Here is a 20543-nt window from a genome sequence, read left to right on the forward strand (position 1 = left end):
CATAGATTTCATCATGACATTGGAGAGGAAGCACCATGTCGAATCTGCATGATTCCGCGCAGCGCTACGGCGCTGTTACACGCGGGCTGCACTGGGGGATGGCGGTAGTGCTGGGCTGGCAATTCTTGACCGTACTGGCGCACACCCTGATAGAAGAAAGCGCCCTGGATAAATTCCTCTGGGGCACGCACAAGGCGACGGGACTGCTGCTCATGGTGCTGGTGGTGCTGCGCCTGCTCTGGGCGCTGTACAGCAGCAGTCGTCGGCCTGCGCCAGTCAGCACGCTGGCACGTTTCGGCCATCTGGCATTGTACGGTCTGCTGTTCGTGATCCCCTTTATCGCGCTGTTGCGCCAGTACGGCTCAGGCCGGGAGTTCGTCGCCTTCGGTATGACCGTCATGCCGGGCTTCAGTGACGGCAAGATCGAGTGGATGATCGCGCCCGCCAGCTTGCTGCACGGCAACCTGGGCTGGCTGTTGTTGTTCATGGTGATTGGTCATGCGGCGATGGCCTTCGTCCATCGCCGGCAGGGCGGTGAAGACGTTTTGGCCCGTATGATCGGTCGTTGATCTGGCTGGCTATAGCGAATGTCTTACACGCCGTGGCGGTAAGCGTCGCTTTTGCCCTGTCGGTCAGATCCGTAATCTACACACATCCCCTGCAGCGATGGAGCGCTGAGGATCAAGGAAGATGACCAGGCCAAGATGGCTACCGACAGGATGTCGGATGGTTGGGAGGAAACCCGCTTCGGCGGGTTTTTTGTTGCCTGCGATTTTTCGCGGCAAGCATTCGGGGTGTCGCAAGCGATGCCACAGAGCGGGTCTGACGCTTTTATCCTGGCCGCAGAAGCTCAACCCAGTGTCAGGTGATTGCGACCGGCTTGTTTGGCCCGGTAGAGCAAAGCATCTGCTCGGCGGTACAGTTCTTCGCTGCTTTCGCCATCCATGGCCAGGCGTGCGCCCATGCTGACGGTGAGGTGGTCAGCCGTCGGTGAGGCAGCGTGGGCAATGTTCAGGGTGGCCAAGCCACTGCGTAGCGCCTCTCCGAGTGTTCGCAGCTGTTCAGCATCGCAACCATATAGCAACAGGGCGAACTCTTCTCCGCCCAGGCGCACTGCCATGTCCATGGGGCGACGGGCGAAATGCTGCAGCAGTCGACCTACCTGGCGCAGAGCCTCGTCGCCGGCCTGATGTCCGTAGTGATCGTTGAAACGCTTGAAATGGTCGATGTCGAGCATCAATAGCGGAACCGTGGCTGACTCGCGGTTGCCCTGGCGCAGGGCGAGATCCAGATGCTGAGTGAAGCTGCGGCGGTTGTGCAGGGAGGTGAGCGGATCGTGGTTGGCTTGCCAGTCCAACAGTCGCAGCAGTAGAAATTGCTCGCGCTGGGTGTGATCCCTGACATAGGCCCCCATTGCACAGATCAGCAGGGCCAGGCTGAAGATGAAGCACAGTCGCAGGTAATCGACCTGTTGCGCTTGCGCTAACAGCCACAGCCCAGGCAAGACAACCAGCGGTAGGCTGACCGCCGCCAGAAGCAAGTTGCTTCGATACGACAGGCCGAGCGGAAAGAACAGGGTGATTGCCATCAGTAGCAGCACGCTGTTGGAGATGGGAACGTTCAGATTTTCGTAGAAAATGATCGTCAGCGTGGTGCCTAGCACCAGGCTCAGCAGGGTGGCGCTGACCACCTTCGGGCCTTAGTGCTCACGGCTGCCGTTGAGCAGCCGCAGGGCGAGTAGACAGAGTATGAGGATGATTGAGCCGCGTACCAGTAGCAGGCTCCAGAGCGGTGCTGGATAGTCAGGGAAGCGTTGCCCAAGATCCAGGCGCATGACATCGACAAGGGTGAAAATCATCCATATACCGAGCCCCAGCAGCACGGCGATTTTCTGATAGCGCGCCTGCGCCTTGCTGATGTACTGGTGATATTCCTGTTCCAGTGGCTCGCTGAAACGCAAGAAACGAAAACCGCCGCGTAGCTGTTCGGCGTAACGGTTCTCCGGGATGGCACTGAGAGCTTCCGGGGCTGACTGCATGGCGACTCCTTGTTTCACTGAGCATAAGGTGCTCGGCGGGATCGTCAATCAGTAACGTTATGGCAAATGTCTTACACGCAGTGGCGCTAACCGCTGCTATTGCTATTGAGCCCCGATCATTAATCTACATACATCCCCTGCAGCGATGGAGCGCTGAGGATCAAGGAAGATGACCAGGCCAGGATTGGCTACCGACAGGATGTCGGATGGTTGGGAGGAAACCCGCTTCGGCGGGTTTTTTGTTGCCTACGATTTTTATACTGTGCCGGCGTCTTCACTTCTCCTTGCCGATGAATGCCAGCAGCGCGAGCAGCGGCAGGCCTGCCGCCAGCAGTGCAGTGCCTGACCAACCGAAGCGCTCGTAGATCGGGCTGGCCAGTGCCGAGCCGATGGCGCCACCGACGAAGATGCTGGTCATGTACAGCGCATTGAGCCGCGCGCGGCTCTGCGGCTCCAGGGCGTAGATGCTGCGTTGACCCAGCACCATGCTCATCTGCACCGCGAAATCCAGCACGATGGCGGTGACGATCAGGCCGATCCAGCCCAGCCCTGCGTCCAGCAGATTGGGCGCAAAAGCCAGCGGTGCCAGAATCAGCGCCACCAGGCTGGCGCGCCAAGTATGGCCGGCATCGGCCAGGTGTCCGGCGATAGGCGCTGCAACCGCGCCGATGGTGCCGGCGAGGGCGAACAGGGCGATGTCCTGTTGGCTCAAGCCCAGGTGACGCGACAATTCCAACGGCGCCACCGTCCAGAACAGGCTGAAGCTGGCGAACATCAGTCCCTGATAGAGCGCACGGCGACGCAGTGTCGGATAGCGGCGCAGCAGGTGAACGAGCGAAGCCAGCAGTTGCCCATAGCTTGCCTTGTGACTGGGGGCGTGGCGCGGGATGGTAGTGGCGATCACCAGGGTAATCACCAGCATCAGCGCCGCTGCCATCAGGTACACGGCGCGCCAACCGAATTCACCGGCTACCAGACTGGCCAGCGGCCGAGCCAGCAGGATGCCCAGCAGCAGGCCGCTCATGATGTTACCCACCACACGGCCACGGCTGGCTTCCGGGGCCAGGTTGGCGGCCAGTGGGATCAGCATCTGTACCGAAACCGAGCTGAGACCGATCAGCAGTGTCAGGCCAAGAAACACATCCGGCTGCCTCGCGAAGGCCGCCGCCAACAGGCAGAGAAGTGCGGCAGCAGTGGTGATCAGCATCAGTCGGCGGCTTTCCAGCAGATCCGCCAGGGGCACCAGGAACAGCAGGCCAATTGCGTAGCCGATCTGCGTCAGCGAAACGATCAGGCTGGCGCGCTCGGCGCTGAGGCCGACATCCGGGGCGATCAGATCGATGATCGGCTGGGCGTAATAGAGGTTGGCGACGATGGCGCCGCAGCACAAGGCGAACAGCAGCACCAGTGCCTGCGGCAGGGCTGGCGACTCGCTCGTCAGTGAGGAGGTCTGGCTAGTCATGATGAATCTCGATGAGAGGAAGCGACAGGCGCAAGGTTAGGCAGGTAAGGCCTGGCGGAGAATCCGTCGAACCGGCAACGCTGCGTTGCACGCCGTGCAAAAGCCCTTAGCTTTGCAGGAGTTCCTGGAGAAACTCGCTGAACGCGGCGATGCGTTTCGAACCCCGATGATTGGGCAGGTACAGCAGGTGGATGGTGCCTTCGTGCGGGCCAGGGGCAACTTCGTAGTCGGGCAGCAGGCGCTGCAGCTTGCCACTGTCCACATCATCGCGTACCAGCCAGTCCGACAGCAGTGCCACGCCCTGACCGGCCACGGCCGCCTGGCGCAGGACGTCGGCGTTGTTGCTGCGCAGGCGCCCCGTGACCGGCACCTGCACGGTCGTTCCGTCTTGCTCGAAGCGCCAGTAGTGCGCCGGGCTGCCGTAGTCGTACTGCAGGCAGGCGTGCGCCTGCAGTGCGTCCGGATGTTCGATGGGCGAGGTGCGTGCCAAGTATTGCGGGCTCGCTACCAGCCAGCGGCGAAAGCTGCCGACACGCTGGCTGACCACGTCGTCGCTGACGATGGAAGAACCCAGGCGCAGTGCCAGGTCGACCCGTTCGCTGAGCAGGTCGACCACATCGTCGGTCACGCGCAGGGTCAGCTCCAGTTGCGGGTGGCGCTCCAGCAGTTCGCCCAGGCGCGGGGCGATGATGCGTCGGGCGAACTCCACCGGCACGCTGACCGCCAGGCGACCACGCACCTCTTCGCCGTTGTCGGTCACGGCGGCATCGGCCTCGTCGAGTGCGTCGAGGATGGCCAGGGCGCGTTCGAAATACTCGCGTCCGGCCTCACTGACGCTGATCTGCCGCGTATTGCGGTTTAGCAGCACGCAGCCCAGCTCCTGTTCCAGTGAGTTGACCGCACGGGTCACCGACGAAGTGGCCAGGCCCAACTGCCGCGCCGCAGCGGAAAAACCACCGCAGCGAACGGTGGCGACGAAGGTGCGCAGAGCCAGCAGTTTGTCCATGGGAGCGCCTGAAGTGCCGATCAGCCTGAAGCTTGCGCGATTGGCCGGCTCGCTGCCAAGCACTGCGTGGCGCCCTGGGCCTTGCGCGTGTACCACAGTACACGGCTCACGCCACGGGTGATGGCCACGTAGGCCAGGCGCCGGGCTTCGTCCTGCATGGCCTGGTCGTAGCTGCCAGCGAAGAAGCCACAATGGGCGTAGAGCGCGTTGCGCAGCGGGTGTTTATCCGTCGGCAGGCAGTCGTCGAGGATGATCGCCACCTCGGCCTGCAGACCCTTGGCGCGGTGGATGGTCAGGGTTTTTACCGGCAGCGCCTTGTCCAGATGCGCGCGCACCTGCTGCAGCGGCTCGTTGCGCCGGCTCAGCAGGAGCACGGCGGTACGATCGGCGTTGGGGCGCTGGCTGACGTGCTGGCACTGCGCGGTGATTTCCTTGAGCAGCGCCGGCAGGCCGCTGGCCAGGTCGAAGCGCTGGATAAGCCTGACGCCATGGTCGCCCGGTTGCATGGCCTTGGCCGCGACGCAGGTCTTGGCCTGCTTGTCGTGTACCTCGGCCAGCATCTTCTCGCCGTCGCGAATCACCGGCTCGATGCTGCGGTAGTTGGTGCCCAGCAGCAGGGTGGTGCTCTTGCCGCGTCCCCGGCTGGGGAAGTGTCGGTCGAAGTCGATGAACAGCTCCGGCGAGCTGCCGCGCCAGCCGTAGATCGATTGCCAGTCATCACCGATGGCCATCAGGCTGATGCGTTCGCCCGCTGCGTGCAGGCGACGGTGTACGGCCTGCAGCCACAGCACGATCTGTGGCGAGACATCCTGGAATTCGTCGATCAGCAGGTGGCTCAAGGCGATCAGGGCGGGGCCGGATTTGCCGCCGTCGCTGCTCAGTTGCTCGCTCAGTTGCGCGAAGGCGCCGTTGAAACTGATCAAACTCTGGCTCTGTAGCAGCGCGCTGAAGTGCTGGTGAAAGCGCTGCATGGCCTCGATGAAATCACGCTCGCGGGGCGCGCAGCCCAGAGCTTTCACGTCCAGGCGCTCGAGACGAATACCCAGGCTCTCGGCGAAGTCGATCTGCCCGTGCAGCAGCTCGAACAGCGGCATGGCGGTGAACTCACCCGGCAGTTTGCAGGCGTCTAGTGGCGCCTTAGGCTTGCCCTGTGGCGGCTCTTCGGGTGTCGGCAGCTTAAGTAGGCGGTGGGTCAAGGCGCGAAAGCGCGCATCGTCGGCATAGGCGTTCTGGTAGGCCTGCTTGAGCAGGCGCTGCTGTGCGGGGCGCAGGCGCCCGCCAGTGAGCGGGTTATCTGGTTCGTCGCCGGGTTCGTCCAGTTGCTCGAACCAGCGCGGGTTGCCCAGGTGTTCCTTGGCCAGTGTTGCCATGGCCGCATGGAAGGTGCGCACGCATTGGTGTGCATTGTGCGGGTAGTGCCAGAAGTCGAGCAGACGTTGCAGGCGCTCGCGCAACTCGCTGCAGGAGGCGTTGGTGAAGGAAATCACCGTCAGGCGCTTGGGATCGACCTCCAGGTGGCAGAGCAGGAACACCACGCGCAGTACCAGCGTGCTCGATTTACCGGAGCCAGCGCCAGCGAAGATGCGTGCCAGAGGCGCACGGCAGAGGATCATCGCCCATTGTTCGTCCGACGGTGCGCCGATCAGCCTGGCGTTCACCGCCTGGGCCACGCGCTCGCGCATGGCCTGCACCTGGGTGTCCTCGATCTTCAGCCGGGTGGAGGGGTAAATGCCGGCAGGGCCAGGCTTGCCGCTGGCGGCCTTGCGGCTACCGGTTTTCTTGTTGCCGGTGGACTTCTTCTTGCTCTGCTTGCGCACGGGCTTGCGCGGCTGCGCAGCTTCGCGCTCGGCGCGCAGGTAGGCGGTGGTGCGGGGGAAGTAGCGGGCGAGGGCGCTGGACAACAGTTGTTTGTAGCGCGCGACGGCAGAAAGCATGCGGTGAGAATGACCTGACAGATAAAGCCCGCATGATAAAGCCTGCAGCGCGATGGCAGGCAACGATGGCGCTCTGATAAATGCGCAACTTTGTGCAAGCGCCTGGCGCGTATCGCTTCCAGACTGTACTCAGTCTTGGGAGATTCTCGATGAACCTGTCGCTTTACCTGCTGACCGTACTGATCTGGGGCACGACCTGGATCGCCATCAAATTCCAGATGGGCGAGGTGGCCGTTGCCGCCTCCATCGCCTATCGCTTCGCGTTGGCCTCGGCAGTGCTGTTCGCCATGCTCTGGTTCAGTGGCCGCCTGCAGCCGCTAGATCGCCGTGGCCAGGGCATTTGCCTGGTGCAGGGGCTGTGCCTGTTCTGCCTCAACTTTCTGTGTTTCTACACCGCCAGCCAGTGGATCCCCAGTGGCCTGATCGCGGTGATCTTCTCCACCGCCACCCTGTGGAACGCGATCAATGCGCGGTTGTTCTTCAAACAGCGTATCGCCGCCAACGTGCTGCTCGGTGGCGCGCTGGGGCTGGTCGGCCTTGGCTTGCTGTTCTGGCCGGAGCTGGCCGGGCACGAGGCCAGCCGCGAAAGCCTGCTGGGTATCGGCCTGGCGCTGTGCGGCACGCTGTTCTTCTCCGCCGGCAACATGCTCTCCAGCCTGCAGCAGAAGGCTGGGCTCAAGCCGCTGACCACCAACGCCTGGGGCATGCTCTACGGCGCGCTGATGCTGGTGGGCATCTGCCTGGTCAGCGGCACGCCGTTCGCCTTCGAGTGGAACGCGCGCTACGTGGGTTCGCTGCTGTACCTGGCGATTCCCGGCTCGGTGATCGGCTTTACCGCCTACCTGACCCTGGTCGGACGCATGGGCCCGGAGCGCGCGGCCTATTGCACGGTGCTGTTCCCGGTGGTTGCGCTGAACATCTCGGTATTCCTTGAGGGCTACCAGTGGACGACCCCGGCGCTGCTCGGCCTGGGCCTGGTGATGCTGGGCAACGTGCTGGTGTTTCGAAAACCCAAACCGGTGCTTGCTGAGGCCAGAGTGTAAGCGCGGCCAACCCGGTAGGGTGCGCCGTGCGCACCGTCGATCAGCTCCCGCGAATCAGCTTGCGCAGCATAAAGCGATTGGGGTGGCTGGCCTCCGCTACCTCGCGTGGCACTGGCAGCGGTTCGTTCTCCAGCCAGGCAGCGATCAGTTCGCCTGACAGTGGCGCGGTGATCAGTCCGCGTGAGCCGTGGCCGCTGTTGATGTACAGGCCGTGCAGCCAGGGGCAGGGCGCGTCTGGCACCTGGCGGGCGTCCTTGGCCAGTACCGCATAGGTTTCGGTAAAGGCTTCGGCATCAGCCAGCGGCCCGACTATCGGCAGGTAGTCCGGGCTGGTGCAGCGGAACGCGGCGCGGCCTTCCAGCGTTGCGGGGTCGACATGCTCGGCCTGCAGGCGCTCGGCCAGGTCAGTGGATATCTCCCGAAGTAGCTCCAGGTTGCCGGCGTGCTCGGCGATGCTGGGCGTGAGGTCGTCACTGTGGAAGTCGAAGCTGGCGCCAAGGGTGTGCTCGCCTTCGCGCGGTGGGGCGACGTAGCCTTCGGCGCAGACCACGGTGCGCAATTGACTGCTGAGCGAGTTGGCCGGCAGGCGGCTGATCTGCCCACGGATGCGCTTGAGCGGCAGATTCGCCTCTGGCAGCAGGCGGCCGATCTCAGCGGCGCAGGCCAATACCAGCACCGGTGCTTCGGCCAACACGCCGCTCTGTCCCTCGACGCGCCAGCGATCACTTTGCCGACTTAGGCTCAGCGCTTCCTGATAGGGGCGTAGCTCGATCAGCGGGTGTTGCACCAACTGCCGGCACAGCGCCGGCGGGTGCACCCAGCCGGCATCCGGGTAGAACAGGCCGCCGGCCGGTAGGCCGATGCCGGCCTGCTGCTCGGCTTCATCCTTCGTTAGCGCATGCAGCAGATCATTCGGGAAGGCCGCAGCCAGCTTGCTCTGGCGCTCGGCTTCCTTGGTGTCGAAGGCCAGTTGCAGCACGCCGCAGGCATCCCAATCGACGCCACGCTGCAGGCGTTCGAGCAGGCGGCGGGTGTGGCCGAAGCCGGCGACGATCAGCTGCGACAGTGCGGTGCCGTGAGCCGACAGCTTCAGGTAGAGCACGCCCTGGGGATTGCCGGATGCCTCGCGGGCAACATCGTCATGCCGCTCCAGCACAGTCACGCGCCAGCCGCGTGCGGCCAGGCTGGCGGCCGTGGCGCAGCCGGACAGGCCGGCGCCGATCACCACCGCGTGTTTTTCCTGAAGGCGAGCGGGGCGGGCGAACCAGGGCTTGTCGACGGTTTGCGGCCCACCGATGAACAGCCCTTTAGCCACCTCCCATTTTTTGCCCAGGCCGGGCACGCGTTTCATCTTGAAGCCGGCTTCATTCAGTGCGCGCCGTACCCGGCCGGCGCTAGAAAATGTGCCGATGGTTGTGCCGGGGGCCGACAGGCGCGCCAGTTCGGCGAACAGCTCGGGTGTCCACATCTCAGGGTTCTTCGCCGGGTTGAAACCGTCGAGAAACCAGGCGTCGATGCGCGCATCCAGTTGCGGCAATTGCTCCATCACGTCGCCGATCAGCAGCGTCAGCACCACCCGACCACCGGCTAACAGCAGGCGCTGGAACCCGGGGTGAATGGCGCGGTATTGAGTCAGCAGTTCTGCGCTGAACGGTGCCAGCTCTGGCCACAGGGCCAGGGCGCGCTGCAGGTCGTCGTGATGCAGCGGATATTTTTCGACACTGACGAAGTGCAGGCGGGCGTCAGCGTGCGCCTGTTGCTCGAACAACTGCCAGGCGCAGAGGAAATTCAGCCCGGTGCCGAAACCCGTCTCGCCGATGTTCAGGCATTCGCCGTCGGCGAGAGCGGCGAAGCGCGCTGCCAGATCGTTGTTGGCGAGGAAGACGTAACGTGTCTCTTCCAGGCCGTTTTCCTGGGAGAAATAGATGTCGCCGTAGCTGCGCGACAGAGGCTGGCCGCGTTCGTCCCAGTCGAGCTGGGCGTGATGGGTATCTGACATGGCTGGGTTCCGCTGGATCGTGCGGCGATTCTACCGTGCACAGGTGCCGTGGCGTTGGTGTCAGCGGGCAAAGCATTGGATGTTCCGTTAGGCTGTGAGGATCATTCCAGGGAGGTTGCTTTATGTTCGAGTCCGCCGAAATCGGCCGCAGTATCGACAAGGCCACGTTCGAGGCCGAAGAGCCGGCACTGCGTGAGGCGCTACTGGAGGCGCAGTACGAGCTCAAGCAGCAGGCGCGTTTTCCGGTGATCGTGCTGATCAACGGCGTCGAGGGCGCCGGCAAGGGCGAGACGGTGAAACTGCTCAACGAGTGGATGGACCCACGGCTGATCCAGGTCAGCACCTTCGATATCCAGACCGACGAAGAGCTGGCGCGGCCACCGGCCTGGCGTTACTGGCGACAGTTGCCGCCCAAGGGACGCATGGGCGTGTTCTTCGGCAACTGGTACAGCCAGATGCTGCAGGGCAGGGTGCACGGCAAGTTCAAGGACGCGGTGCTGGACCAGGCCATCGACGGTGCCGAGCGCCTGGAACGCATGCTCTGCGATGAAGGCGCGCTGATCTTCAAGTTCTGGTTTCACCTGTCCAAGCAGCACATGAAGGCTCGACTGGAGGCGCTTAAGGACGATCCGCTGCACAGTTGGCGCATCAGCCCGCTGGACTGGCAGCAATCGAAGACCTACGACAAGTTCGTGCGCTACGGCGAGCGCGTGCTGCGCCGCACCAGCCGCGATTACGCGCCCTGGTACGTGGTCGAGGGCGTCGATCACTATTACCGCAGCCTCACCGTCGGGCGCATCCTGCTCGAAGGCTTGCAGGCAGCATTGGCTAATCCGCAACGCACCCAGCTGCAACCGCATGCCGCGCCGCTGGTTTCCAGCCTGGACAATCGCGGCTTGCTGGCCAGCCTGGATATGACCCAGGCCCTGAGCAAGGACGACTACAAGGAGCAACTGGCTACCGAGCAGGCGCGTCTGTCCGGGCTGATGCGTGACAAACGCATGCGCAAGCACGCGCTGATCGCGGCATTCGAAGGCAACGATGCCGCCGGCAAGGGCGGCGCCATCCGTCGTGTCACCGGCGCGCTCGATCCGCGCCAGTACCGTATCGTGCCGGTGGCGGCGCCGACCGAGGAAGAGCGCGCTCAGCCCTATCTGTGGCGCTTCTGGCGACACATCCCGGCGCGTGGGCATTTCACCATCTTCGACCGCAGCTGGTATGGCCGGGTGTTGGTGGAGCGGGTCGAAGGCTTCTGCAGCCAGGCCGACTGGCTGCGCGCCTACGGCGAGATCAACGATTTCGAGGAGCAACTGGCCAATGCCGGAGTGATCCTGGTGAAGTTCTGGTTGGCCATCGACCAGCAGACGCAGCTGGAGCGTTTCAATGAGCGCGAGGAGATTCCGTTCAAGCGCTTCAAGATCACCGAAGAGGATTGGCGCAACCGCGACAAGTGGGACGACTACGCCGACGCTGTGGGCGACATGGTCGACCGCACTAGCACCGAGATCGCGCCTTGGACCCTGATCGAGGCCAACGACAAGCGCTTCGCCCGGGTCAAGGTGCTGCGTACCATCAACGAGGCCATCGAAGCGGCGTTCGCCAGGGATTGAAGCCTTGTCGCGGCTGAAGCCCCTCCCACAGGTTGTAGCGCTTCCGCGGGAGCGGCTTCAGCCGCGATGCTTTTGTGTCGCTCCCGGTGGCCCCGACATCGCCGCGTATACGCCGGATCAATGATGGTCGCATCCAGGGATGGGCTGGATTTATCTTCACGCCATTCGCCATCCAATAACAACGAGGTGCGTCATGCGTGAAGTGGTGATCGTCGATAGCGTCCGGACTGGCCTGGCCAAGTCCTTCCGCGGCAAGTTCAATATGACCCGGCCGGACGACATGGCCGCTCACTGCGTCGATGCGTTGCTGGTGCGCAACGGCATCGACCCGAAGCTGGTCGATGACTGCATCGTCGGCGCTGGCTCCAACGAGGGCGCGCAGGGCATGAACATCGGTCGCAATGTCGCCGTGCTATCGCGACTGGGCAATCCGGTGGCGGGTATGACCCTCAACCGCTTCTGCTCCTCGGGCCTGCAGGCCATCGCCATCGCTGCCAACCAGGTGGCATCCGGTTGCAGCGACATCATCGTCGCCGGCGGCGTCGAGTCCATTACCATGACCCTGAAAAGCATGAACATGGACAACCTGTTCAACCCGCTGCTGCAAAAGGACAACCCCGGCATCTACTACCCCATGGGCAAGACTGCCGAGATCGTCGCCAACCGCTACGGCATCACCCGCGAAGCCCAGGACGCCTACGCCCTGCAAAGCCAGCAGCGCACCGCGCGGGCTCAGGCCGACGGTCTGTTCGCCGACGAGATCGTGCCGATGTCGGTGAAGTATCAGGTCGAAGACAAGGCCACTGGCGAGAAGAAGATCGTTGATGGCGTAGTCGAGACCGATGACTGCAACCGCCCGGACACCACCCTGGATTCCCTGGCCAAGCTGCAACCGGCGTTCGACCCGGCTGGCAGCGTGACTGCCGGCAACGCCTCGCAACTGTCCGACGGCGCTTCCATGACCCTGGTGATGAGCCTGGAAAAAGCGCTGGAGCTGGGCCTGACGCCCAAGGCCTATTTCCGCGGTTTCACCGTGGCCGGTTGCGAGCCGGACGAGATGGGCATCGGCCCGGTGTTCTCGGTGCCCAAGCTGCTCAAGGCCAAGGGCCTGAGTGTGACCGACATCGACCTGTGGGAGCTCAACGAGGCGTTCTCTTCGCAGTGCCTGTACTGCCGCGATACGCTCGGGATCGACAACGATAAGTACAACGTCAACGGCGGTTCCATCTCCATCGGCCACCCGTTTGGCATGACCGGCTCGCGCCAGGTCGGCCATCTGGTGCGTGAGCTGCAGCGCCGCGAACTGCGCTACGGCATCGTCACCATGTGCGTTGGCGGCGGCATGGGTGCCACGGGGCTGTTCGAGGCGTATCGCGGCTAAACACCGCTGGCGCCACCGGCAACACGCATCGCATGAACGAACCGCGGTGCGCACGGCGCACCCTACGACATCGCGGCCCCACGACGGCCAGCGATGCGCTGTTTATACTCGCGCTCTGCCCAGTGGACGGAGCGCCTGCCGATGCCCTTTGCCGAAAATCTCATCGCCTTCACCTTGGCGGCCACGCTGCTGACCCTGACGCCGGGGATCGACACGGCGCTGGTGCTGCGTACCGCAGCGGTCGAGGGGCGGCAGCAGGCGTTTCGTGCGGCTCTGGGCATCAATGCCGGTTGCCTGCTCTGGGGCGCGGCGGTGGCCTTCGGCCTCGGCGCGCTGCTGGCGGTATCCGAATTCGGCTACAACCTGCTCAAGTATTGCGGTGCGGCGTATCTGGCCTGGCTCGGGCTGAACATGCTGCTGCGCCCGCGTACCTCGCTGGCGCCTGCTCAGGCGAGTGATACCACTGGCGCCAACTGGTTCCTGCGTGGCCTGTTGGGCAATGTGCTCAACCCCAAGGTAGGGATTTTCTACGTGTCTTTTCTGCCGCAGTTCATTCCGCAGGGGCAGCCGCTGATCGCCTGGACATTCGGTCTGGTGGGCATCCATGTGGCGCTCAGCCTGGTCTGGGCGCTTTTGCTGATCGGCGCTACCCAGCCGCTCGGCCACTGGCTGCGGCGTACGGCGGTGATCAAATGGATGGATCGCAGCACGGGGCTTATCTTCGTCCTCTTCGCCGCGCGTCTGGCCTTGAGCCGGCGCTGAGTCCGGACGTGGCCTCGTCATGAGGTACGCTGCGTCGGTGTAACAGAAAACCAGGCGGTGACGATGGATCGGTTTCAGGAAATGAGGGTGCTGCTGGCAGTGACCGAGGCCGAAAGCTTCGCCGGTGGCGCCAAGCTGCTGGGCATTTCGCCGCCTAGCGTGACCCGCGCCGTCGCGGCGCTGGAAGCGCGCCTCGGCACGCTGTTGCTGGCGCGCAGCACGCGCAGCCTGCGTTTGACCGAGGCCGGCCAGCGTTATGTCGAGGACTGTCGACGCATCCTGCTGGAGCTGGAAGAAGCCGAGGAACTGGCCGCTGGTGGCAGTGTGCGCCCGCGTGGACGACTCACCGTGACGGCGCCGGTGATGTTCGGTGAGCTGTTCCTGATTCCACGCATCGCCCAGTACCTCGACACCCACCCGGATGTGGAGGTCAATGCGCTGCTGGTCGACCGCGTGGTGAACATGATGGAGGAGGGCATCGACGTGGCCGTGCGCATCGGCTCGCTGCCCGAGGGCGATCACCCTGCATTGCAGGTCGGGCAGATTCGCCCGGTGGTGTGCGCCTCACCAGATTTTCTCGACCGCGTCGGGCGTCCGCGCCACCCGGATGAGCTGCGCGATTCGCCCATCGTCATGTCCAGCGCCAGCACCCTGCTGTCGCACTGGCAGTTCGTCGGCGCCGACGGTCCGTTCGGCTTCATGCCGCAGCCGCGCTTCACTGTCAGCTCCAACCAGGCGGCGATCAGTGTAGCGCGGTTGGGCTGGGGTTATACCCGCGTGCTGTCCTACCAGGTGGCCGCTGCGGTGGCGCGCGGCGAGATCGAACTGGTACTCGAAGCGTTCGAGCCACCCGCCTTGCCGGTACACATCATTCACCAGGGCGGCCGCCAGGTGTCGGCCAAGGTGCGTACGTTCGTCGACCACTGCGCCGCCAGTTTTCGCGCCGATCCAGCGCTGCGCGCGGCCGGAGCCGCGCCTGTGTCATGAGTCATCACCGCGAGATGCAGGTCTTCCTCGTCGTGGCCCAGGCGGGCAGCCTGGCCGCTGCTGCTCGCCAGTTGCAGCTGTCGCAGGCCACGGTGATGCGTACCGTAGCTGCGCTGGAAAGTCGTCTGGACAGCACCTTGCTACTGCGCGGGCCACGCGGTGTGAGCCTGAGCGCGGCGGGTACCGCTTTCGCCGACAGTTGCCAGCGCATTCTGCAGCGGGTTGAGGAGGCCGAGCGCTCGGTGACCGGCCTGCATGCCAGCCCCGTCGGACAACTGAACCTGGCCCTGCCGCTATTGATGACGCATCAGGTGTTGACCCCCATCGCAGTCGACTACCTGGCGGCATTTCCCGAGGTGAGCCTGGCCACTCTGGCGCGCGAAGAGCCGCCCAGATTGCTGGAAGAGGGCATCGACCTGGCCGTGGTGGTCGGCCATCTGCCCAGTTCGTCCGGCTTTGCCGTGCCGCTAGGATGGGCGCGACCGCTGGTCTGTGCGACACCTGACTATCTGCAGCGCTGGGGCTGGCCCGCCAGCCCGCAAGCTCTGCACGCGCACCGCACCATCGGCCGCTCTTTGACCGGTCATGCGGGGGAATGGCGTTTTGCGGACGGTGCGGTGAAGCTCGCGCCGCGATTGACCTGTAGCACGCCGCAGGCTGCGATCCGGGCAGCGCTCGCCGGTTTTGGCCTGACCCGCTGCCTGAGCTACGAGGCCTATCAGGAGTTGCAGAGTGGGCAGTTGCAGGCGGTGCTGGAAAGCTTCGCCGCAGCGCCTTTGCCGGTGCAGCTGTATTACCGCGAAGGACGCCGGGCTGCGGGACGGGTACGTAGCTTCCTCGACTTTGCCGTGCCGCGCCTGCGTGCTCATCCGGCGTTTCAGGCCTGATGTGAGAAAATTGCAGAAAGTGAAATAGTGGATTGTTCTTTGTGGTGATTCTTGTAGATATTGGATGGGGCGAAGATGGCTCCATCGTCGCGAAGGCAAGTCGTCATCGCGATGACCAACCCAATCTTCAAGGAGTCATCGCCATGTCCCGTCCCGCCATCAAGCTGTACAACTTCCCGCGCTCCGGCCATGCCCACCGTGCTGAGCTGATGCTCTCGCTGCTGCAATTGCCCACCGAGCTGATCTTCGTCGACCTGGCCAAGGGCGAGCACAAGACCCCCGAGTTCCTTGCCCTCAACCCTTTCGGTCAAGTGCCGGCGATCGATGACGGTGGCACCATCGTCAGCGATTCCAACGCTATCCTCGTCTACCTGGCCAAACGTTACGGCAACGACGACTGGCTGCCGCAGGATCCTGCCGCTGCCGCCCGCGTGCAGCGCTGGTTGTCGGTGGCCGCCGGTTTGGTAGCGTTCGGCCCTGCTGCTGCGCGCCTGGTTACCGTGTTCGGCTACTCGTTCAACACCGAAGAAGTGATCAATCGCGCTCATGCGCTGTTCACCGTGATGGAAGGCGAGCTGGGCGAAACCCCATTCCTCACCGGCGACAAGCCAAGCATCGCCGATGTCGCCAACTACTCCTACATCGCCCATGCGCCGGAGGGTAACGTCTCGCTGGAGCCCTATCCGAACATTCGCGCCTGGCTGGCACGCATCGAAGCGCTGCCGGGTTTCGTGCCGATGCCGCGTACCGCCGCGGGCCTGCAAGCCTGATACACAGCCGCTGCCGGGTGCACCGGCAGCACCTCTGAAGGAGGGCGCAGCATGCAACAGCTCCCCAGCCATCGGCAGTCGCCCTGGCACGCCGGTGAACGGCAACTGCAGGAAAAGGTTGGCGTTGGCGAACGTATGGAAGTGCTCGGGCAGAAGGTGATCCGCGACTACATGCCGGATCAGCATCGCGAGTTCTACCATCAGTTGCCGTTCATGATCGCGGGTGCTGTGGATGGCGCAGGCCAGCCCTGGGCTACGTTGATAGAGGGCGATGAGGGTTTCGTCACCTCGTCCGATTCACGTCAGCTGTCGTTCGACTTGGCCGCCATGGCGCTCGACCCGCTCGATCCGGCCACTGCCGGTCTGGTCAGAGGCGAGGCCATCGGCCTGCTCGGCATCGAGCTGCATTCGCGGCGGCGCAATCGCATCAACGGGCATATTCATCAGGCCTCTGCACAGCGTCTGGACATCACCGTGGAGCATTCCTTCGGCAATTGCCCGCAGTACATCCAGCTGCGCCATTACCGCCGCGTACCTGAACGTGGCATCGAGCGCCTGGCAGCGACCGAACTGGATGCGCGTACTGCCGAGATGATCCGTAGCGCCGATACCTTCTTCGTCGCCAGTTACGTCGAGCATGCCGATAGCCGTCGCTCGGTGGATGTCTCGCACCGTGGTGGGCGCTCCGGCTTCGTGCGGGTAGAGGGTAATCGCCTGACCATTCCCGACTACGCCGGCAACCTGTTCTTCAACACCCTGGGCAATCTCAGCGTCAATCCGCGCGCCGGCCTGCTGTTCGTCGACTTCGCCACGGGTGACGTGCTGCAACTGGGCGGACGCGCCGAAATCCTCCTCGACAGTCCGTTGATCAACCTCTTCGAAGGCGCCGAACGGCTATGGACACTCGACGTCGAGCAGGTGGTGCTGCGCCCGGCCGCGACTTCATTGCGTTGGGCCTTCGAGGAATATGCACCGACCAGCCTGATGACCGGCACCTGGGCAGAAACCGATGCGCGTCTGCGCGAGCGTGAGCAGCGCAATCAGTGGCAGCGCTGGCGCGTGCAGCATCAGCAGCAAGAGAGCGCCGACATCCGCTCGTTCGTGCTGGCACCGGAGCAGGGCGTTGCACCGCGCTTCGCCGCCGGTCAGCACCTGCCCATTCGCATCACCACTGTTACAGGTGAAACCCTGCTGCGTACCTACAGCCTGTCGAGTGCTCCATCGGACGGTCAGTTGCGCATCAGCGTCAAGGCGCAGGGTGTGGTCTCGCGGCACCTGCACGAACAGCTTCAGGTTGGCGATGTGCTGGAAGTGCGTCCGCCACTGGGCAGCTTCACCCTCAACAGTGACACTCATCGGCCGCTGGTGTTGATCGGTGCCGGTGTCGGTATCACGCCGCTGCTGTCGATGCTGCGCGAGCAGGTGGCGTTGGGACAGGGCAAGCGCATCCATTTCTTCCAGGGGGCACGGACGCTGAGCGACCTGCCGTTCCAGGTCGAGCTGCGCGAGTTGGTGCAACGTGCTGATGGTCTGCTGCGCGTGCATCGTGCCCTCAGTGCACCGGAGCAGGGCGCAGTGCTCGGACGCGACTATGAGCAGCATGGACGCATCGAGCTGGAGCAGATCAAGGCGGCGCTGTCGTTCGACGATTACGATTTCTACCTGTGCGGCCCGGCCGCCTTTACCCAGGCGATCTACGATGGCTTGCGCGATCTGAACGTCGCCGATGCACGCATCCATGCCGAGGCGTTCGGCCCCTCGACCCTGACGCGTCGTACGGACGGGCAGGTGACTGCTTTCATGCAGCCGCCGGCTGCAACCGAGCCGGTACCGGTGTACTTCACCACTTCGGCCAAGGAGGCACGCTGGATGCCGGAAGGTGGCAGCCTGCTGGAGCTGGCAGAGAACCGGGGTCTGACGCCAGAGTTCAGCTGCCGTGGTGGTTCCTGCGGCACCTGCAAGACGCGACTGATCAGCGGGCAGGTGCATTACCCGAACCCGCCAGCCGAGTTGCCGGAAGGCGATGGCGTGCTGATCTGCTGCGCGGTGCCGGCGCAGGGTGAGGATGGCGTTCAGCCCCTCGTGCTCGATTTGTGAGAGGGCCGAGACGATGAGCGCTGGATCTGAAAATCGTTACGTCTGGCCTGATGTTGAAGCGGACGATGCGTGCAACTCGCCTTGGAGTTACGGTCAGCACGAAGTGGAGGTCGGCTATCTGGCATCGCAGTTGTTACTGCCGCGCGAATTGCCGCGGTACGCACCTGAACGCTCGAGGTTCTGGCAACGCATGGTGCGGCGTTTGCGTGATTGGCCGTTGAGGGATTGGCGAGGTTTGCGGGTTGCTGAAGGGGCGGCTTCGGTGGCTCGGGTGAGGGCGCAGGCTGCGCTGGGCTGAGCGCTTGCTTGAAGCTGTTGCCGTTTCGATCGAAACGGCAACAGCCTCTGCTTATCCTTGCGGCTGCGCGTCTTCCAGCGCTTTGCGGTAGGCATCGGCTTCGTCCTGAGACGGGAAGATACCAACCAGCTCTCCATTCTGAATCACATCCCAGGCCACCAACCCCATGGCACGGGCTTCACGGGAAAGATGTTCGCTGTCACGTTCGTGCACGATCACGTTCATGCTTGTCTCCTCGTAATACGAATGCGGCTAAATGTCGCAGTTCGTTTATACGCCTCGTTAGCAAGCTTATTAAACCGGGGATTTTGCAAAGGACTGTTCCTTTAATGCAACGAACAACGTGATTTTCGTTTGGTCGTTTCCTCTCCGGGACGTTTTGAATTATTTTGAAATATTTGGCGGTGATCTGGCACCGAAAACACTGTTTCCGGTCACCCTGAATTACTGACGCCCATACTGCTGGCGATATTGCGCAGGTGTCAGCCCGGTCAGGGCCTTGAACATACGCCGCAGATTGGCCGGGCTACTGAAACCCAGTTCAGCGCTCAAGGTACTTAGCGGCGACGAGGTCATGGCCAGGCGTTCGCTGAGTTGGTAGAGCTTGATGCGCCGCGCATAGCTCGCCACTGGCTCACCGGTTTGCGCGCTTACCTTGCGCGCCAGGGTGCGTTCGGACATCGCCAATTGCTCGGCCAGCGCCTGCACCGTCAGTTGCTCGGCAGGCGTTTGCTCGATCAGTGCATGCAGGCGGCGTAATAGGCCCACGGGCTGCTGCATCAGGCTGGCGCCCTGAAACGCACTGTGCGGGACGGCCGGACGGGGCAGCACCATCAGCTGACTGATGTCTCTGAAGGACTGCTCACTGAGGTGTCGCTCGATCACCCCCTGAGCGATGGGCAAGTAGCCGTTCACCCCGGATGCAGTGGCTACGCCCACGGCGAACACGCAACTGCTCTCGCTCTGCCAGCGCACCCGCGCGAAGCGTTCACGCATCGCATCCGCCAGCCACCAGGTCACCGTTGCCGCCTGGCCGTTCAAACGGCCGCTGGCCGCAAGCAGGCCAACGCCGGTGCAGTAACTCCATAGCTGCACGCGTTTACCGACGGACGACAGCGCTTTGATCAGCGCGACATTGTCAGCCAGCACTGCCTCTGCCTGCTCCGCCGACTCGGCCCAGAAGCCCGGAATCAGCAGGGCATCGAATTCACGCGGATCGAGTGCGGCGCTCGCCTGCAGACTCATCCCATGGGCGCATGCCACTGGCCCGGCACGCTGGGCGATATAGCGAGCCTCGAACAGTTTTCGTCCACTTCGGCGATTGGCCGCGTGCAGCAGGTCGGCGAAGGCGAACAGCCCGGCCGGCATGCAGTCGGGATACAGCAGCAAACCAATGCGCATGAGTGGATGGCCTGAAATGAATCGAAGATGTCCAATACTGCCATTATTGCCCTGAAGCCGGATAGGCAGCATGGAACCCTCAGAACCCGAGGGCTTTTTATGAAGATTCAGCAGCTGCGTAACGCCACCATCATCGTCGAGTTCGGCCAGCACCGCGTTCTGGTCGACCCCATGTTGGCTCCCCAAGGCGCCTTGCCACCGCTGCGATTGTTCGGCGCCCGTCAGCGTAATCCGCTGGTCGAGCTGCCAGTCAGTGCTCGCGCCGCGCTGGAGTCGGTCACCCACTGCCTGATCACCCATTGCCAGAAAGGCCATTTCGATCATCTGGATCGTGCTGGTGTGAGGTGGCTGCGCGAACGCAAGATTCCGGTGATCTGCACGCCACATGATGTGGACTACCTGGCGCAGCGCGGCCTGAACGTCCGGCCGCTATTGTCGGAACACGAATTTCCCGGCCCGTTTCTCGGTGGGCTTATCCGCACCATCCGCTGCACCCATGGCCGCGGCCTGGTCGGGCGCCTGATGGAGCACGGTGTCGGTTTTCTGATCGAAATACCGGGCGAGCCGAGCCTCTATCTGGCCGGTGATACGCTGCTCACCGACGCGGTACGGGCCTGCGTGCGCGAGCATCGGCCTGCTGTCAGCGTGGTGCCTGCAGGTGGCGCGCGTTTCGACCTGGGCGGCGACATCATCATGGGCATCGACGAGGTGATCGAGTTCGCCCAGTTGAGTGGCGCGGCAGTGGTTGCCAATCACCTCGAGGCGATCAGCCACTGCCCGGTCAGCCGCTTGGCGTTGGCTGAGGCTGCTAGCCACGCGCAAGTCGAGCTACTGATTCCGCAGGATGGCGAGGTGCTGGAATTCTGAG

General features: G+C 63.5%; 18 protein-coding genes. 10 read left to right on the top strand and 8 right to left on the bottom strand.

What is annotated here, in order from left to right:
- Nucleotides 1-35: 35 nt before the first annotated feature.
- Complete coding sequence (locus tag CXP40_RS15645) at nt 36-569, top strand: cytochrome b (protein WP_106734507.1); 534 nt, start codon at nt 36-38, stop codon at nt 567-569.
- Nucleotides 570-850: 281 nt separating this feature from the next.
- Here the strand turns inward: CXP40_RS15645 and CXP40_RS15650 are convergent, their stop codons facing one another.
- The 5 genes from CXP40_RS15650 to CXP40_RS15670 form a co-directional block, all read right to left on the bottom strand.
- Nucleotides 851-1690, bottom strand: coding sequence for a GGDEF domain-containing protein (locus tag CXP40_RS15650; RefSeq protein WP_106734508.1), 840 nt, complete (start codon nt 1688-1690; stop codon nt 851-853).
- A gap of 9 nt (nt 1691-1699) precedes the next feature.
- On the bottom strand, nt 1700-2038 hold the full coding sequence (locus tag CXP40_RS15655; protein WP_106734509.1) for a hypothetical protein: 339 nt from the start codon (nt 2036-2038) through the stop codon (nt 1700-1702).
- Between the two features lie 274 nt (nt 2039-2312).
- Entirely contained in the window at nt 2313-3500 is a 1188-nt protein-coding gene (locus CXP40_RS15660) for an MFS transporter (RefSeq protein ID WP_106734510.1), read from the bottom strand.
- A 106-nt stretch (nt 3501-3606) separates the two neighbouring features.
- On the bottom strand, nt 3607-4506 hold the full coding sequence (locus CXP40_RS15665; protein WP_106734511.1) for a LysR family transcriptional regulator: 900 nt from the start codon (nt 4504-4506) through the stop codon (nt 3607-3609).
- Between the two features lie 20 nt (nt 4507-4526).
- On the bottom strand, nt 4527-6440 hold the full coding sequence (locus CXP40_RS15670) for a DEAD/DEAH box helicase (protein WP_106734512.1): 1914 nt from the start codon (nt 6438-6440) through the stop codon (nt 4527-4529).
- Nucleotides 6441-6589: 149 nt separating this feature from the next.
- Between CXP40_RS15670 and CXP40_RS15675 the strand changes: the two genes are divergently transcribed.
- Nucleotides 6590-7483 (top strand): DMT family transporter, encoded by an 894-nt coding sequence (locus CXP40_RS15675; protein WP_106734513.1) that lies wholly within the window; start codon nt 6590-6592, stop codon nt 7481-7483.
- 40 nt (nt 7484-7523) lie between these two features.
- Here the strand turns inward: CXP40_RS15675 and mnmC are convergent, their stop codons facing one another.
- Nucleotides 7524-9482, bottom strand: a complete 1959-nt coding sequence (mnmC, locus tag CXP40_RS15680) for a bifunctional tRNA (5-methylaminomethyl-2-thiouridine)(34)-methyltransferase MnmD/FAD-dependent 5-carboxymethylaminomethyl-2-thiouridine(34) oxidoreductase MnmC (protein ID WP_106734514.1) — start codon at nt 9480-9482, stop codon at nt 7524-7526.
- Nucleotides 9483-9604: 122 nt separating this feature from the next.
- On the opposite strand from mnmC, the gene pap reads away from it, so the two are divergent.
- The 7 genes from pap to CXP40_RS15715 all read left to right on the top strand — a co-directional run bounded on the left by pap (nt 9605) and on the right by CXP40_RS15715 (nt 17976).
- Nucleotides 9605-11092: a polyphosphate:AMP phosphotransferase gene (gene pap / locus CXP40_RS15685; protein WP_106734515.1), complete on the top strand. Its 1488-nt coding sequence runs from the start codon at nt 9605-9607 to the stop codon at nt 11090-11092.
- A gap of 193 nt (nt 11093-11285) precedes the next feature.
- Nucleotides 11286-12473, top strand: coding sequence for a thiolase family protein (locus CXP40_RS15690; protein WP_106734516.1), 1188 nt, complete (start codon nt 11286-11288; stop codon nt 12471-12473).
- Nucleotides 12474-12614: 141 nt separating this feature from the next.
- Nucleotides 12615-13235 carry a LysE family translocator gene (locus tag CXP40_RS15695; protein WP_106734517.1) on the top strand — a complete coding sequence of 207 codons (621 nt, stop codon included), beginning with the start codon at nt 12615-12617 and terminating at the stop codon, nt 13233-13235.
- Nucleotides 13236-13298: 63 nt separating this feature from the next.
- A complete protein-coding gene (locus CXP40_RS15700) occupies nt 13299-14222 on the top strand; it encodes a LysR family transcriptional regulator (RefSeq protein ID WP_099525640.1) in 924 nt (307 codons plus the stop codon).
- Nucleotides 14219-15109: a LysR family transcriptional regulator gene (locus tag CXP40_RS15705; RefSeq protein ID WP_106734518.1), complete on the top strand. Its 891-nt coding sequence runs from the start codon at nt 14219-14221 to the stop codon at nt 15107-15109. The genes CXP40_RS15700 and CXP40_RS15705 overlap by 4 nt, the downstream gene beginning before the upstream one ends.
- Before the next feature lie 143 nt (nt 15110-15252).
- Nucleotides 15253-15879: a glutathione S-transferase family protein gene (locus CXP40_RS15710; protein ID WP_106734519.1), complete on the top strand. Its 627-nt coding sequence runs from the start codon at nt 15253-15255 to the stop codon at nt 15877-15879.
- A gap of 51 nt (nt 15880-15930) precedes the next feature.
- Nucleotides 15931-17976: a pyridoxamine 5'-phosphate oxidase family protein gene (locus CXP40_RS15715; RefSeq protein WP_106734520.1), complete on the top strand. Its 2046-nt coding sequence runs from the start codon at nt 15931-15933 to the stop codon at nt 17974-17976.
- 349 nt (nt 17977-18325) lie between these two features.
- Here the strand turns inward: CXP40_RS15715 and CXP40_RS23845 are convergent, their stop codons facing one another.
- Nucleotides 18326-18499: a hypothetical protein gene (locus CXP40_RS23845; RefSeq protein ID WP_177429679.1), complete on the bottom strand. Its 174-nt coding sequence runs from the start codon at nt 18497-18499 to the stop codon at nt 18326-18328.
- 219 nt (nt 18500-18718) lie between these two features.
- Entirely contained in the window at nt 18719-19675 is a 957-nt protein-coding gene (locus CXP40_RS15720; protein ID WP_256579460.1) for a GlxA family transcriptional regulator, read from the bottom strand.
- 99 nt (nt 19676-19774) lie between these two features.
- Between CXP40_RS15720 and CXP40_RS15725 the strand changes: the two genes are divergently transcribed.
- Complete coding sequence (locus CXP40_RS15725; RefSeq protein ID WP_106734522.1) at nt 19775-20542, top strand: MBL fold metallo-hydrolase; 768 nt, start codon at nt 19775-19777, stop codon at nt 20540-20542.
- The last annotated feature ends 1 nt before the right edge of the window (nt 20543 follow it).

Source organism: Pseudomonas sp. YY-1 (assembly GCF_002843095.1).
Lineage (GTDB): Bacteria > Pseudomonadota > Gammaproteobacteria > Pseudomonadales > Pseudomonadaceae > Aquipseudomonas > Aquipseudomonas sediminis_A.

Bases quoted from the DNA above. Each gene is read 5' to 3' on its own strand.
- CXP40_RS15675 (WP_106734513.1), top strand. From the start codon at position 6,590: ATGAACCTGTCGCTTTACCTGCTGACCGTACTGATCTGGGGCACGACC.
- pap (WP_106734515.1), top strand. From the start codon at position 9,605: ATGTTCGAGTCCGCCGAAATCGGCCGCAGTATCGACAAGGCCACGTTC.
- CXP40_RS15720 (WP_256579460.1), bottom strand. From the start codon at position 19,675: ATGCGCATTGGTTTGCTGCTGTATCCCGACTGCATGCCGGCCGGGCTG.
- CXP40_RS15655 (WP_106734509.1), bottom strand. From the start codon at position 2,038: ATGCAGTCAGCCCCGGAAGCTCTCAGTGCCATCCCGGAGAACCGTTAC.
- CXP40_RS15695 (WP_106734517.1), top strand. From the start codon at position 12,615: ATGCCCTTTGCCGAAAATCTCATCGCCTTCACCTTGGCGGCCACGCTG.
- CXP40_RS15705 (WP_106734518.1), top strand. From the start codon at position 14,219: ATGAGTCATCACCGCGAGATGCAGGTCTTCCTCGTCGTGGCCCAGGCG.
- CXP40_RS15690 (WP_106734516.1), top strand. From the start codon at position 11,286: ATGCGTGAAGTGGTGATCGTCGATAGCGTCCGGACTGGCCTGGCCAAG.
- CXP40_RS15660 (WP_106734510.1), bottom strand. From the start codon at position 3,500: ATGACTAGCCAGACCTCCTCACTGACGAGCGAGTCGCCAGCCCTGCCG.
- CXP40_RS15715 (WP_106734520.1), top strand. From the start codon at position 15,931: ATGCAACAGCTCCCCAGCCATCGGCAGTCGCCCTGGCACGCCGGTGAA.
- CXP40_RS15710 (WP_106734519.1), top strand. From the start codon at position 15,253: ATGTCCCGTCCCGCCATCAAGCTGTACAACTTCCCGCGCTCCGGCCAT.
- mnmC (WP_106734514.1), bottom strand. From the start codon at position 9,482: ATGTCAGATACCCATCACGCCCAGCTCGACTGGGACGAACGCGGCCAG.
- CXP40_RS15665 (WP_106734511.1), bottom strand. From the start codon at position 4,506: ATGGACAAACTGCTGGCTCTGCGCACCTTCGTCGCCACCGTTCGCTGC.
- CXP40_RS15725 (WP_106734522.1), top strand. From the start codon at position 19,775: ATGAAGATTCAGCAGCTGCGTAACGCCACCATCATCGTCGAGTTCGGC.
- CXP40_RS15645 (WP_106734507.1), top strand. From the start codon at position 36: ATGTCGAATCTGCATGATTCCGCGCAGCGCTACGGCGCTGTTACACGC.
- CXP40_RS15700 (WP_099525640.1), top strand. From the start codon at position 13,299: ATGGATCGGTTTCAGGAAATGAGGGTGCTGCTGGCAGTGACCGAGGCC.
- CXP40_RS15670 (WP_106734512.1), bottom strand. From the start codon at position 6,440: ATGCTTTCTGCCGTCGCGCGCTACAAACAACTGTTGTCCAGCGCCCTC.
- CXP40_RS23845 (WP_177429679.1), bottom strand. From the start codon at position 18,499: ATGAACGTGATCGTGCACGAACGTGACAGCGAACATCTTTCCCGTGAA.